The organism is Polynucleobacter sp. JS-Safj-400b-B2 (assembly GCF_018881975.1).
Taxonomy (GTDB): Bacteria; Pseudomonadota; Gammaproteobacteria; order Burkholderiales; family Burkholderiaceae; genus Polynucleobacter.
This window is the reverse complement of the sequence record NZ_JACVPJ010000001.1, coordinates 77235-90923: the sequence shown is the minus strand read 5'-3', so window position 1 is coordinate 90923 and position 13689 is coordinate 77235. Positions and strand designations below refer to the sequence as shown.

10 protein-coding genes are annotated in these 13689 nt (G+C 45.1%); 4 read left to right on the top strand and 6 right to left on the bottom strand.

The window, feature by feature from the left end; all coding sequences use genetic code 11:
• Positions 1-66: 66 nt before the first annotated feature.
• From aceA to ICN48_RS00465, 3 genes are all read right to left on the bottom strand, one after another.
• A complete protein-coding gene (aceA, locus tag ICN48_RS00475) occupies positions 67-1365 on the bottom strand; it encodes an isocitrate lyase (protein ID WP_215354246.1) in 1299 nt (432 codons plus the stop codon).
• Positions 1366-1625: 260 nt separating this feature from the next.
• Positions 1626-2492, bottom strand: a complete 867-nt coding sequence (locus ICN48_RS00470; RefSeq protein ID WP_370624113.1) for an amidohydrolase — start codon at positions 2490-2492, stop codon at positions 1626-1628.
• A gap of 9 nt (positions 2493-2501) precedes the next feature.
• Positions 2502-3764: an MFS transporter gene (locus ICN48_RS00465; protein WP_216151803.1), complete on the bottom strand. Its 1263-nt coding sequence runs from the start codon at positions 3762-3764 to the stop codon at positions 2502-2504.
• A gap of 107 nt (positions 3765-3871) precedes the next feature.
• Between ICN48_RS00465 and ICN48_RS00460 the strand changes: the two genes are divergently transcribed.
• The gene (locus ICN48_RS00460; RefSeq protein WP_216151802.1) at positions 3872-5614 is read left to right on the top strand and encodes a 5-oxoprolinase/urea amidolyase family protein; all 1743 of its coding nucleotides are present in this window, start codon (positions 3872-3874) and stop codon (positions 5612-5614) included.
• Positions 5614-6333 (top strand): 5-oxoprolinase subunit PxpA, encoded by a 720-nt coding sequence (locus ICN48_RS00455; RefSeq protein WP_216151801.1) that lies wholly within the window; start codon positions 5614-5616, stop codon positions 6331-6333. The genes ICN48_RS00460 and ICN48_RS00455 overlap by 1 nt, the downstream gene beginning before the upstream one ends.
• Here the strand turns inward: ICN48_RS00455 and ICN48_RS00450 are convergent.
• Both ICN48_RS00450 and clpB read right to left on the bottom strand, forming a co-directional pair.
• A complete protein-coding gene (locus ICN48_RS00450) occupies positions 6330-7562 on the bottom strand; it encodes an MFS transporter (RefSeq protein WP_216151800.1) in 1233 nt (410 codons plus the stop codon). The two genes, ICN48_RS00455 and ICN48_RS00450, sit on opposite strands and share 4 nt — an antisense overlap.
• Before the next feature lie 52 nt (positions 7563-7614).
• The gene (clpB, locus tag ICN48_RS00445) at positions 7615-10218 is read right to left on the bottom strand and encodes an ATP-dependent chaperone ClpB (RefSeq protein WP_216151799.1); all 2604 of its coding nucleotides are present in this window, start codon (positions 10216-10218) and stop codon (positions 7615-7617) included.
• 101 nt (positions 10219-10319) lie between these two features.
• Here clpB and ICN48_RS00440 point away from each other — a divergent pair, with 101 nt between their 5' ends.
• Both ICN48_RS00440 and ggt read left to right on the top strand, forming a co-directional pair.
• Positions 10320-10589 (top strand): GIY-YIG nuclease family protein, encoded by a 270-nt coding sequence (locus ICN48_RS00440; protein ID WP_216122157.1) that lies wholly within the window; start codon positions 10320-10322, stop codon positions 10587-10589.
• 70 nt (positions 10590-10659) lie between these two features.
• Positions 10660-12258 carry a gamma-glutamyltransferase gene (ggt, locus tag ICN48_RS00435; RefSeq protein ID WP_216151798.1) on the top strand — a complete coding sequence of 533 codons (1599 nt, stop codon included), beginning with the start codon at positions 10660-10662 and terminating at the stop codon, positions 12256-12258.
• Positions 12259-12347: 89 nt separating this feature from the next.
• On the opposite strand, the gene oxlT is transcribed toward ggt, so the two are convergent.
• Positions 12348-13616, bottom strand: a complete 1269-nt coding sequence (oxlT, locus tag ICN48_RS00430) for an oxalate/formate MFS antiporter (RefSeq protein WP_216151797.1) — start codon at positions 13614-13616, stop codon at positions 12348-12350.
• Between the last annotated feature and the right edge of the window lie 73 nt (positions 13617-13689).

Here is a 13689-nt window from a genome sequence, read left to right as displayed (position 1 = left end):
TCATTTAGGTGCCGCGGCAGTATGGTGCTACTGCTTACAACGTACTACTTAGGGATCTATTAAAGATTAATGGAACTGCTCTTCTTCAGTAGAACCAGTCAGTGCTGTTACAGAAGACTTACCACCTTGAATCACGGTAGTTACATCGTCGAAGTAACCAGTTCCAACTTCTTGCTGATGTGAAACGAATGTGTAACCACGATCACGAGCAGCAAATTCTGGCTCTTGTACTTTCTCGATATATGCAGTCATACCGCGTTGCATGTAGTCTTGCGCTAAGTCGAACATGTTGTACCACATAGAGTGGATGCCGGCTAATGTGATGAACTGATACTTGTAACCCATTGCGCCTAATTCACGCTGGAATTTAGCAATGGTTGCGTCGTCCAAGTTTTTCTTCCAGTTGAAGGAAGGTGAGCAGTTGTAAGCCAACATCTTGCCTGGGAACTTCGCACGAATTGCCTCGGCAAACTGACGAGCAAACTCAAGGTCAGGAGTACCAGTTTCACACCAAACCATATCAGCATAAGCAGCGTAAGCTAAACCACGTGAGATCGCTTGATCCAAGCCCTTACGTGTTTTGTAGAATCCTTCTGGAGTGCGCTCACCCGTCAAGAATGGCTTGTCGTTTGCATCGTAATCAGATGTCAACAAATCAGCGGCTTCTGCATCAGTACGAGCCAAAATGATGGTGGAAACGCCCATAACGTCAGCAGCTAAACGCGCAGAGATCAATTTCTGAACAGATTCAGCAGTAGGTAACAATACTTTACCGCCCAAGTGACCGCACTTCTTAACAGAAGACAATTGGTCTTCGAAGTGAACGCCAGCTGCACCCTGCTTAATCAATGCTTTACTTAATTCAAATGCATTCAATACACCACCGAAACCAGCTTCGGCGTCAGCAACGATAGGAGCAAAATATTCAATATAGCCAGCGTCACCTTTGTAGATACCTTTAGCTGTTTGGATTTCATCAGCACGTTGGAATGAGTTATTAATACGCTCAACCATTTTAGGAACTGAATCTACTGGATACAAAGATTGGTCTGGATACATCGCTGCGTATGAGTTACCGTCAGCAGCAACCTGCCAACCAGATAAGTAAATTGCTTGTACGCCAGCTTTAACTTGCTGCATTGCTTGACCACCAGTCAAAGCACCTAAACAGTTAACGTAAGCTTCGTTATTTACCAATTCCCAAAGACGCTCAGCGCCATGCTTAGCTAATGTGTGCTCAATCTTTAATGAACCACGAAGACGCACTACGTCCTCAGCTGTATAGCCACGAGTAATGCCTTTCCAGCGTGGATTGGTATCCCAGTCTTTTTGTAATGCTGCGATTTCTGCTTTGCGATCTGCCATGTTTTTCTCCCTAAGTTAAACAAGTACTTCAAAAATTAAAAATCTTTAAGACCCATTCAAGTCTTATGTCTTATATAAGAGTTTAGACAGTTCGATAAGGCACGCAAGAGAAATCTGAGATATTTTTAAAAATATTTAGTTATTTAAATTCAATAACTTATATTCTTATTTTTACTATGTGGAATCAGTATTCACTGATTGGAATGAAGCGGGGGAATACATACTAGGCTGAATTTTACGAAGCGTAATGGAATTTCACATTATGAAAAATAAAGCTTCTGCGGATTAGCGCAGAGGATGCGATTGCGCATGGACTCCTCTGGCGCATACAAAGCAAGGCTTTCAAGCATCTGCGCCACCGTTGGCATAACGCCCCAATTGGCTACATGCGGCCAATCAGAACCCCAAACGCAACGATCTGGTGCAGCGTCAATTAATGCCATTGCATAAGGGGCCACATCTGGATAAGGGGGCGCTTGATCAGTTAATCGGTATGCACCTGACACCTTGACCCATGCCCTCTCTCGTACCAAATCAACGAGTGCTTTAAAACCAGGTGAATCCAGACCAACAGAAGTTCTTAAGTAGCCCATGTGATCAACCACTAGCGTGGACTTTAGCTTTTGCATGCGCGGCATTAACGCTGGAAGACCATTTGCATCTAACAAAAATTGAATATGCCATCCCCAGTCTCTTGCTAGTGCATCACATTCTTCAAGGCTGGAGATATCTAAACCACCACCGGAAAACATGAGATTCATACGAATACCCACTACGCCGGCATCTTTCATTCGCTGGTAATAAGAATCGGCTTGACCAAGCAACGGTACAGCAACTCCACGCAAGCGATTGAGATGATTTTTCAACGACATCAGCATTGGCTCGTTATCTTGACCATTCACACTGACTTGAATTAGCACGCCATAGGTCATCCCAACCTCATCAAGCATTCGGATGTATTGCTCCTCTGTTGCCTCAGGAGAGGTGTAAGAACGATCAGACACAAAACTAGCAGCACTAATGACGTGTGCATGCGTGTCTACGGCACCAAAAGGCATCTTAAAAGAAAAAGGACCACTCTGATGATCGGGCGGTCCTGGGCAAAACGGAATATCTTTTTTTGTCACAGATAACCGTTAGTTGGCCTGCAATTCGCGCCCCTTAGTTTCGGGAAGAATTACTGCAGCTATAAAGAAAACACCGTAAGCAATGACTGCAAAGATCGCAATCGCCATGGCCAATCCATATTGAGCTGAGAAGTAACCAACTAAAGCCGGGAATAAGGCGCCGATACCACGACCAAAGTTGTAGCAAAAGCCCTGACCAGACCCACGCAAACGTGTTGGGAATAGCTCAGTTAAAAATGCACCCATACCTGAGAAATAACCGCTGGCAAAAAATCCTAGAGGAAAACCAAGCCACATCATCATTTCATTCGTGATTTCTAATTGGGTATAAGCCAATACTAAAACAATTGCGCCCAATGAGAAAGTCATAAAGAGTTTCCGGCGACCAAAACGATCAGCCATCCAAGCGCCAACTAAATAACCAACAAAACTACCAACAATTAAGAATGCCAAGTAACCAGTGGAACCAACCACTGTCAACTTGCGCTCAGCCTTGAGGAAGGTTGGCACCCAAGTGGTAATGGCGTAGTAACCACCTTGTGCACCCATGGTCAACAAAGAAGCAAGGATGGTTGTTTTTAAAATACCAGGCTTAAAGATTTCAAAAATAGATGGTGAATCACCCGCCGCCTCTACTTTTTCACGAGCAATCTTCGCAATCTCAGGCTCCTCTACATTACGTCGGATATAGAGCAAAAGTAATGCGGGGAAGAAGCCCACAACAAACATTGCGCGCCATGCCATATCAGCAGGAAGCAAGCTAAACATAATGGCTTGCAAGAGAACTGCAGCGCCCCAACCTACTGCCCACGCGGATTGCACAGTACCTACAGCGCGACCACGATATTCAGCACGAATAGTCTCGCCCATCAATACTGCACCAGCTGCCCACTCACCACCGAAACCAAAACCCAAGAGTGCGCGAGCAATCATGAGCTGATTAAAGTCTTGTGTGAATGCACAAATCAAACTAAAACTAGAGAACCAAAGAATCGTGAACTGAAGAGTGCGGACACGACCGATTCGATCAGCCAAATAACCCGCAAACCATCCACCAAAAGCAGAGGCCAAAAGAGTTCCGGTTACTGCAAGACCGGCCATACCCCGATCAACCTGCCATACTGCAATAATGGTTCCAATTACTAAAGGGTAAATCATGAAGTCCATGCCGTCTAATGCCCAGCCTAAGAAGCAACCCCAAAAGGTTTTCTTCTCCTTGGGACTCATGACTTTGTAAAAACCAGTCAGACTGGTATCCGGTTGTTGACTCATTTTGTCTCCTTTATTTTTTTGGCTTTAAATTAATGAATGAGTACCATCTTTATAACCTAATTACTCCTGCTGCAGGGCAAACTAGAGAAAACCCTTAACACTCCATCATGATGCATTGCACACTAATTGGCGACCACAGCATATCGATTGATTTCTCAAAATCAAAGCAAGCTTTAAAAGATATTCACGAACTTAGCAAACTACTCTTAGCCAACAAACCCATATGGGCCGCTGAAATCGTGCCCGGGCTTGATTCATTGGTTATTCAATTGCAGAGTGGCATTAAGGAGCCAAGCTTAACGCGCCAGCAAGCTTTCGCAGACCTAGAAAAAATCAGCAAGCAACAAGAAAAGCAAAAGAGGTATTCAACTTATCCGACTAAGATTCATCGCATTCAAGTTTGCTATCACCCAGATGTTGCATTAGATATACACGCCATTGCTAAGGCCTGCAAACTATCCATTGAAGAGATAATCTACCTTCACAAGAACAACCTCTATACGGCAGATATTCTAGGCTTTATGCCTGGGTTTGCGTACTTTAGCGGCCTTAACCCCAAATTGCTTTTACCTCGTCTACCCTCTCCGCGGCCAGCAGTACCCAAAGGCAGTGTGGCAATTGCAGAGCTACAAACCGCAATTTATCCACGAACTACACCTGGGGGATGGAATCTGATTGGCAGATCTCCTAATCAAATGTTTGACATTCAAAATGATCCGCCAGGATTATTTATAGCGGGCGACCAAATGCAAATTGAAGAAATTACATTAGATGAGTTTCAAAAATTAGATCAGAAAAATAAACATCAAGAAATTATCCGCGCATTAGATAAAAATAATGCCCAAGGAGCTATTGAAGTATTACAGTCGGGAACTTTTACGAGCATTCAAGATGAACCAAGATTAGGATTTTCACATTGGGCAGTGGGCCCTGGAGGTGCTTGTGATTTATCCTCATTACATCTTGCCAATGCTTTAGTGGGCAATTCAATAGGAATGGCTGCTATAGAAATGACATCTAGCGGTCCAACCCTTCTATTTCATCAAGCAACTTGTATCGCCTGGGTTGGGGCCGATTGCGATGGCATTGTGAATGGTCAACGCATCCCCGGGAATAGACCCGTCTGGTTAGAAAAGGGAAGTACGCTTAAATTCTTACCGTTCAATTCAGGATTTCGAGCGCTATTAGCGATCGGTGGTGGGTTACAGCTACCAGAGATTTTGGGTCGCTCAGGATCACACATTAGCGCAGATATCGGACCAAAGCGTATAGAAAAGGGTCAAGTCTTATCGCTCAAGAATCCTCATGCGCCACTCAAATCCATCTTCTTGAAGTCCTTATTCAAAGACGATCAATTGCCATGCTATACAAAATGGCATGTGAGCTCCCCTTTTGTGCCTTTAAAAGCAATTACTCAAGTCCACTGTTTAGCAGGTCCGCATTTATCCTCCCTCTCGATCAAAGAAGGAGAACTATTTTGGTCCACCATTTGGACTGTGAGCAATCAAAGCAATCGTATGGGTCTGCGCCTTCAAGGTGAGTTCAATGTAAAAAAGGATTTGCCCAACATCCCATCACAAGCAATTACGTTTGGAACCGTACAGCTCCCCCCATCACATGAACCTATTGTGATGCTTGCAGAGCACCAAACCACCGGTGGGTATCCACGCTTAGCTGAAATTATTCGCTCTGATATGGTGAAGCTAGCACAAGTTAGGCCGGGTGAAAAAATACAATTTATTCCTGTCGATATTCAGGAGGCAGATCTTTTGAATACGGAAGCGTTAAAGTTACAACAATCAACCATTAACTCGATTCAAACAATTATTCAAACTAGTGGAAATACATAATGGATATTAATAGCGATATGGGCGAAGGCTTTGGTGCCTGGGAAATGGGAGACGATGCTCTATTACTTAACTACATTACATCTACCAACATCGCCTGTGGATGGCATGCCGGTGATCCATCTCGCATGAAGAAGTTGGTTGAAATGGCAACCCAAAAGAGCGTGCTTATTGGAGCGCACCCTGGGCTTCCAGATCTAGAGGGATTTGGAAGGCGAGAGATGGCTATATCTGAGGAAGATGCATATAACTATGTCCTCTACCAGGCTGGCGCCTTAAAAGCTTTTGTTAAGGCTGCCGGAAATGCATTACATCATGTCAAACCTCATGGTGCCCTATATAACCAAGCAGCCAAGGACATGAAGCTTGCTAGAGGAATAGTGCGGGCAGTAAAAGATTTAGGTCCTGAAGTCATTTTGTATGGTTTAGCAGGAAGCTGCATGATTGATGCTGCAAAAGAATTGAATGTACTGGTATGGCAAGAGGTATTCGCAGATCGCAAATACACTAAAGAAGGTTTTCTGGTTCCGCGAAGTCAGGCAGGCGCTGTTATTGAGGATGAATCGGAAGCACTCAATCAAGCGATTGGTATGTCAATGAATGGGAAAGTGACTGCAATTGATGGTAGTGAGATCAAAATCCAGGCCGATACCCTGTGCATTCATGGCGATAATCCGCATGCGGTTGAATTTGCGAAAAAGATTAAAGCCGCATTACTTTAGGCTGCTTGCCGACCTTTTGATTTCACCTGAAAAACGGTTGGAATAATCATGAGCTGGAATACGACGATTCCAAGGAACAAGGCTTTAGGTAAACCAGCATCCATAAAGAAGCCAAAAATAAATGGGCCAACTGCCGCGCCTAAATCAATCCCCGAATAGACAATTCCGTAAACACGTCCAGCTACGCCTTGTGGGGTTGCCTTTTTCACCAATAGATCTCGCGAAGGCGCCACCACCCCATACCCGAATCCCAGAGCAAAGAAAATGATGGGAATGAGATCAATTGAAATAAATCCTGTAGATAACAGCAAGCACATCACTACCGTAATTGAGAGGCATGTGGAGACAATTCTTTCTGGTGCCTGCAACTTTGCCGCCAAGTAGCCCCCAAATAAAACCCCTCCAGCACTCCCTAATGCCAAAAGCGTGATGTAGTAACTGCCTATATTTAAAGGAACCTCATAAATACTAAAGAGTGCGCTTGGCGCAAAAGATTGCAGACTAGATGTAGACGCCATACTAAAGAAAAAGAAGACCCAACATAACCAAACTGCTGGCAACCGCAAGAATGCAAATGGACTCTCCTGAGCAATGCCAGGATTGGCCGCCTGAGTACTTACATGCGTATTCTCATGACGCTCTTTGACATTATCTAAGAGGTATTTTCTATTGATCCAAAGTAACACCAAGACACAAGCTTCTAATAGAGCTGCAGATAAGAATGCAATACGCCAATCAGCAAATTGAGCAATTGCCACCATGAAGGCTGGCGCAGCTGCCCAACCTAAATATCCGGTGACACCATGCATCGAATAGGCGTATGGAAGATTGGGTGACGACACCTTGTGATTGATAAGCGTGTAATCAACAGGATGAAAAATACCATTACCGCAACCAGCAATGACTGCGCCCAGTAACAGCATGGCGTAACCATTGCTTTGTGAATACACCAGTGCTGCAAGTACAAGCAAACCAACACCACCGAAGAGAACTGGTCTAGCCCCAATACGGTCCACTAAAAAACCAGATGCTGCCTGAGCAATACAAGACACAACAAAGAAGACTGACATGAGCAAGCCGAGTTCGGCATAACTCAATGCAAAAGCGCCCTTCAACCATGGGAACATGGGAGGAAGCACTAAATGAAAGAAATGAGAGCCGCCGTGAGCTAGGCTAATGAGACCAATAACCCGAACATCACTGGCACGCCTACTAAGCGTAACAGTCATGTCCTGAGTTTACTGGCGCAGGAAAATTCCTGCTGAAATACCTTTTTGCTACTTAGTGAACCTGTCGGGTAAAACTAAAGTCACCTGCCTTATCGACATCGACAGGCACTACATCCATAGGTCCAAACTTGCCCTCCAGAATCATCTTGGAGACTGGGTTTTCAATATGCTGCTGAATCGCCCGCTTAAGCGGTCTTGCTCCAAAAACTGGATCAAAGCCCACCTCAGCAATCTTATTCAGAGCAGCGTCACTGACCTCAAGCTGCATATCGACCTTAGTCAAACGATCTGACAAGTTTTTAAGCAGGATCTTTGCAATATTGGCAATGTTGCCTTTGTCCAAGCCATGGAATACAACGATTTCATCAATACGGTTCAAGAACTCAGGACGGAAGTGGTTCTTCAGCTCTTCAAATACCGCTTCTTTAATTTCTGCCTGCTTCTTATCGGTCATTGACTGAATCAAATGCGAACCAATATTGCTGGTCATCACAATGACGGTGTTTTTAAAGTCCACAGTACGGCCTTGACCATCGGTTAAGCGGCCATCATCAAGCACTTGTAAGAGTACGTTAAATACATCTGGATGCGCTTTCTCAATCTCATCGAACAAGATCACGCTATAAGGATGGCGACGAACTTGCTCAGTTAAATAACCGCCCTCTTCATAACCTACATAACCAGGAGGCGCGCCGATTAAACGGGCAACGCTGTGCTTCTCCATGAATTCACTCATATCAATACGAATCAAATGATCTTCACTATCAAACAAGAAGCCAGCCAATGCTTTGCAGAGTTCAGTCTTACCAACACCAGTTGGCCCAAGGAATAAGAATGAGCCGTAAGGACGATTCTCTTCTGCCAAACCAGCGCGGGAGCGACGAATTGCATCAGATACTGCACGAATCGCCTCTTCTTGACCAACCACGCGCTTATGCAATAACTCTTCCATCTTGAGCAATTTATCGCGTTCGCCCTGCATCATCTTGGATACCGGAATACCCGTCGCACGAGAAACTACTTCGGCAATTTCTTCTGCGCCAACTTGGGTGCGTAGCAATTTGTTTTTCACAAGGCCATCTTTATCGCCCTGAGCTTCCACTGCAGCAGCAGACTTTAACTTAGCCTCGAGCTCAGGTAACTTGCCATATTGCAACTGAGCAACCTGCTCTAATTTGCCATCGCGTTGTAACTTAGCAATATCTACTCTTACTTTTTCAATTTCCTCTTTCAGCTGAGCTGCGCCCAATACAGCCCCTTTCTCAGCCTTCCAAACCTCCTCTAAATCAGCATACTCAGCACCAAGACGCTTAATTTCGTCTTCAATCAGGCCTAGACGTTTTTGCGAAGCATCATCTTTTTCCTTCTTAACCGCTTCACGCTCAATCTTTAATTGAATCAACCGACGCTCCAGTCTATCCATCACTTCAGGCTTAGAGTCGATCTCCATTCGAATACGCGAACCCGCTTCATCAATCAGGTCAATCGCCTTATCTGGTAGGAAACGATCCGTAATGTAACGATGCGATAACTCAGCAGCCGCAACAATCGCTGGATCAGTAATTTCGATACCATGATGCAGTTCATACCGCTCTTTAAGACCACGCAAGATGGCAATAGTTGCCTCAACGGTAGGCTCTTCCACCATCACTTTTTGAAAACGACGCTCCAAGGCAGGATCTTTTTCGATGTACTTGCGGTACTCATCCAAAGTCGTTGCACCGATGCAATGCAATTCGCCACGGGCCAAGGCGGGCTTGAGCATATTGCCGGCATCCATGGCGCCATCACCTTTACCAGCGCCTACCATCGTATGAATCTCATCAATAAAGATAATGGTCTGACCTTCATCTTTAGCGACATCACTTAGAACTGCCTTCAAGCGCTCTTCAAACTCACCGCGGTACTTGGCACCAGCTAGTAGCAAGGCCATATCCAAGACAAGGACGCGCTTGTTCTTGAGGGTTTCAGGTACTTCACCATTAACGATGCGCTGCGCTAAGCCCTCAACGATCGCGGTCTTGCCCACACCAGGTTCACCGATGAGCACAGGGTTGTTCTTACCGCGACGTTGCAAAATTTGAATGGTGCGACGAATCTCATCATCACGCCCAATAACTGGATCGAGCTTGCCCATACGAGCGCGCTCAGTTAAATCCACTGTGTATTTCTTTAAGGCTTCACGTTGGCCTTCAGCATCCGCACTATTCACTGATTCTCCTCCGCGCACTAAATCAATAGCCGCTTCTAACGATTTACGATTTAATCCATTCTCACGAGCCACTTTACCGAGCTCGCCTTTGTCATCAGCCACTACCAGCAAGAACAATTCGCCTGCAATAAATTGATCATCACGTTTATTGGCTTCTTTTTCACATAGGTTGAGCCAGTTACTTAAATCACGGCCTACCTGTACTTCTCCGCTGGTGCCCTGCACTTCAGGGAGATTGCCAATGATTTTCTCTAGGCCTTTTTCAAGGCCAGGGACATTGACTCCTGCCCTAGTTAATAAGCTCTTGGCACCACCATCGGAATCACGCAACATAGCCAGCAATACGTGGGCAGGCTCAATGTATTGGTTATCTTTAGCTAAAGCGATACTTTGGGCCTCACTTAAGGCCTCTTGAAATTTGGTTGTTAACTTATCTATTCTCATTTTCTACCCCATTAACTCCACTTATATCTATTTATAGAATATAAGGGCAATATGAATAATTTCAAGCACCTACCCCACTTTTAACCCTAATTTTCCCTATTTTGACCTGGCTTGTTTACCTCCTTGAATGCTCAGATGGCACCTACTATGCTGGCATTACCAACCGCTTAGAGCATCGCTTAGAGGCGCATAACTCAGGGCAAGGTGCTCGTTATACAAGATCGCGCGGACCAGTTGTCCTCTTGGCAACACAAAAGCACCCAGACCGTTCTGAAGCCTCTAAAGCAGAGCTCCGCTTAAAGCGTTTACCGAGGTCTGAAAAGCTAGCCTTTTTTGAAACTGAGATCACCACCAAAACTGGGCATAGTTAGTCAGAGCAATCGATGAGCCAGCAATACAATATAGCCATAACAAAACCAATCATTTAACTGGATAACAATCATGCAACCAAAATGGGGAACCAGAGGAATGGCGGTAGCGCCACATTCTCTAGCATCAGAATCTGCTTTAGCTATTTTACGAGAAGGTGGTAATGCCCTAGAAGCAATGGTTGCCGCTGCTGCAACTATTGCAGTGGTCTACCCTCATATGAACTCCATAGGCGGCGACTCTTTCTGGGTGGTTCATTCTCCTGGTAAAGCAATGGGTGGAATTGATGCCTGTGGCGCAGCCGCTGGTTTGGCGACAAAGCAATGGTACGCGGAACGTGGCATCACTAAGGCCATTCCATTTCGTGGTGCAGTAGCAGCAAATACCGTTGCTGGAACCATCTCTGGCTGGGGCGCAGCGCACCAACTCTCCAAACAAGGGTTAGGCGGCAAACTACCCCTTTCACGCCTGTTAGCTGATGCGATTCACTATGCAGAAGCTGGCACACCAGTTACTTTCAGCCAATCAAGCCTCACAGAAAAGAAGCGTCAAGAACTGAGTCCCATACCAGGCTTTGCAGAGACTTTTTTAGTAAATGGCAAAGCACCCACTGTTGGCAGCATCTTTAAGCAAGAACGTCTTGCTAAAACCTTACGTCAGATTGGCAAAAAAGGAACTGATGACTATTACCGCGGTGAGCTAGCTGAATCATTAGCTAAAGAACTCGCTGAGTTAGGAAGCCCACTGAGATTAGACGATCTACACCGTCATAAGGCAAAACTCATAGACCCTCTTGAGCTCAAACATAGCATGGGTAATGTCTACAACATGACACCACCTACACAAGGTGTTGTCTCATTGATGATTATTGGCATCTTGGACCAATTAAACTTAAAACGCTTTAAGGTTGATAGCGCCGAGTATATTCATCATTGTGTTGAGGCTACCAAACAAGCATTTAAAGTACGCGATCAATTTGTAACCGATCCTGCCTATATGACTAAGAATGCGCAATCTTTCTTATCACCCGCATTCCTGAAAAAGCTAGCCAAGAATATTGATCCAGAAAAAGCGCTCCCTTGGGGCCAGGGCAAAGGTCCTGCAGATACTATTTGGATGGGTGTGATTGATGGCAACGGCAATTGCGTTTCTTTCATTCAAAGTATCTATCATGAGTTTGGCGCAGGCATTGTGCTTCCTACCTCAGGTGTCAACTGGCAAAACCGCGGTTGCAGCTTTTCTCTCGATCCAAATACACTCAATCACCTTGAGCCGTATCGCAAGCCTTTTCATACTCTTAACCCAGCGATGGCCTTATTTAAAGATGGTCGCTCAATGGTCTATGGAACGATGGGTGGAGATGGCCAACCCCAAACCCAGTGCGCAGTATTTACTCGTACGGCAACTTATGGCCTTGATCCCCAGGATGCTATCAGTCGTCCACGATGGCTACTTGGTCGAACCTGGGGGCAAACCAGTGACAGCCTTAAATTAGAGTCACGCTTTAGTCCATGGGTAGCTAAAGAGCTTCACGCTTTAGGACATGAGATTGAAATGCTAGACGCCTTTGATGAAACTGTTGGTCATGCGGGCTGTATCATTCGCGATCCATCGGGCACACTCCAAGGCGGATGGGACCCAAGAAGCGATGGAGCAGTAAGCTCGTTCTAACATGGAACATTATCTTGCGATATTAAAAAGGCTACCAATCGGTAGCCTTTTTTCCATCCTAGATTTTTAAATTACATCTTAGTTAAAACTTATGCAGTAAGTGTTTTCATATACTTAGCACGCATTGGGCGCAGTACAAAGAACGCTAGGATAGCTGCAGTAGCATCCAATACGATCATGATGGCAAATACAGGAAGCCAGCTATCCGTTACACCATGAATATAGGCTGCAACTGGAGCACCGATAATGGAACCAACGCCCTGAGCCATGTACAAGAAACCGTAGTTTGTAGTGGCATGCTTTTGACCAAAGGTATCAGTCAAAGTAGATGGGAACAAGGAGAAAATCTCACCCCAACCAAAGAACACAATGCCTGAGAGCAAAACGAACATCACTGGATCAGAGCGTGTCATCACCCAAGCAAACATGGCAACAGCTTCCAAACCAAAAGCAATGGTCATCGTATATTCACGTCCAATGCGGTCGGATACCCAGCCGAATATTGGTCGAGTTAAACCATTAGTAACGCGATCAATTGTTAAGGCTAAAGGTAAGGCAGCCATACCAAAAACCATGGCCGATGTAATACCAAAGTCTTTTGCAAATGCGCCCATTTGTGAGATCACCATCAATCCCGATGTAGACATCATGGACATCATCAAAAACATCAGCCAAAAAACTGGTGTCTTCAACATAACCTTTGGTGCAACTCCAGATGCAGCAGCTTCTATTTGGTCTGCTGTTTGCGCGCGATCAGCGTGAGGAACCCGAATGCCTTGCGCAGCCAATAGTCCAACAGCGCCAATAATGTAGCCAAAGAATGTCAAAGTACCCTGAATGCCCGTCTCAGTCAAACTAGTCGAGATTGGGAAAGTAGTGAGTAATGCGCCGATGCCGTAACCAGCAGCAACCATACCTACTGCAAAGCCACGATTATTTGGAAACCAACGAACCATCAAACCAACAACGCCGATATAAACAATACCGGTACCCAGACCACCTAAGACACCGTAGGTGAGGTAAAGATGAGATACGGTGGTGAGGTTAGCTGAAAGAACCCAGCTTGCGCCCGTCAGAATAGTGCCAATAGATAACAAAAGGCGAGGGCCAAACTTATCTACTAAATAACCTTGGAATGGCGAGAAAAAAGTCTGCAACACAATCAAAATCGAAAATGTTATTTGTAATTCCGTCAAAGTAACGCCGAGCTGACCCATGATCGGCTTGGTAAATAAAGCCCAGACATATTGCGGGCTAGAAATGGACATCATACAAATCACGCCTAAAGCCAATTGCACCCACTTCGACTTAAGGGGGTTCTTACTGGTGCTTTCTGCACCTATTACTGCTGAAGTCATATGAATCTCCCGTTTATTGTTTAATCAAAATTTCTAAATACTTTTGTACCTGCATTTTGATCTAAATTTGCGG

Bases quoted from the DNA above. Each gene is read 5' to 3' on its own strand.
- ICN48_RS00450 (WP_216151800.1), bottom strand. From the start codon at position 7,562: ATGACTGTTACGCTTAGTAGGCGTGCCAGTGATGTTCGGGTTATTGGT.
- aceA (WP_215354246.1), bottom strand. From the start codon at position 1,365: ATGGCAGATCGCAAAGCAGAAATCGCAGCATTACAAAAAGACTGGGAT.
- ICN48_RS00465 (WP_216151803.1), bottom strand. From the start codon at position 3,764: ATGAGTCAACAACCGGATACCAGTCTGACTGGTTTTTACAAAGTCATG.
- ICN48_RS00460 (WP_216151802.1), top strand. From the start codon at position 3,872: ATGATGCATTGCACACTAATTGGCGACCACAGCATATCGATTGATTTC.
- clpB (WP_216151799.1), bottom strand. From the start codon at position 10,218: ATGAGAATAGATAAGTTAACAACCAAATTTCAAGAGGCCTTAAGTGAG.
- ICN48_RS00455 (WP_216151801.1), top strand. From the start codon at position 5,614: ATGGATATTAATAGCGATATGGGCGAAGGCTTTGGTGCCTGGGAAATG.
- oxlT (WP_216151797.1), bottom strand. From the start codon at position 13,616: ATGACTTCAGCAGTAATAGGTGCAGAAAGCACCAGTAAGAACCCCCTT.
- ggt (WP_216151798.1), top strand. From the start codon at position 10,660: ATGCAACCAAAATGGGGAACCAGAGGAATGGCGGTAGCGCCACATTCT.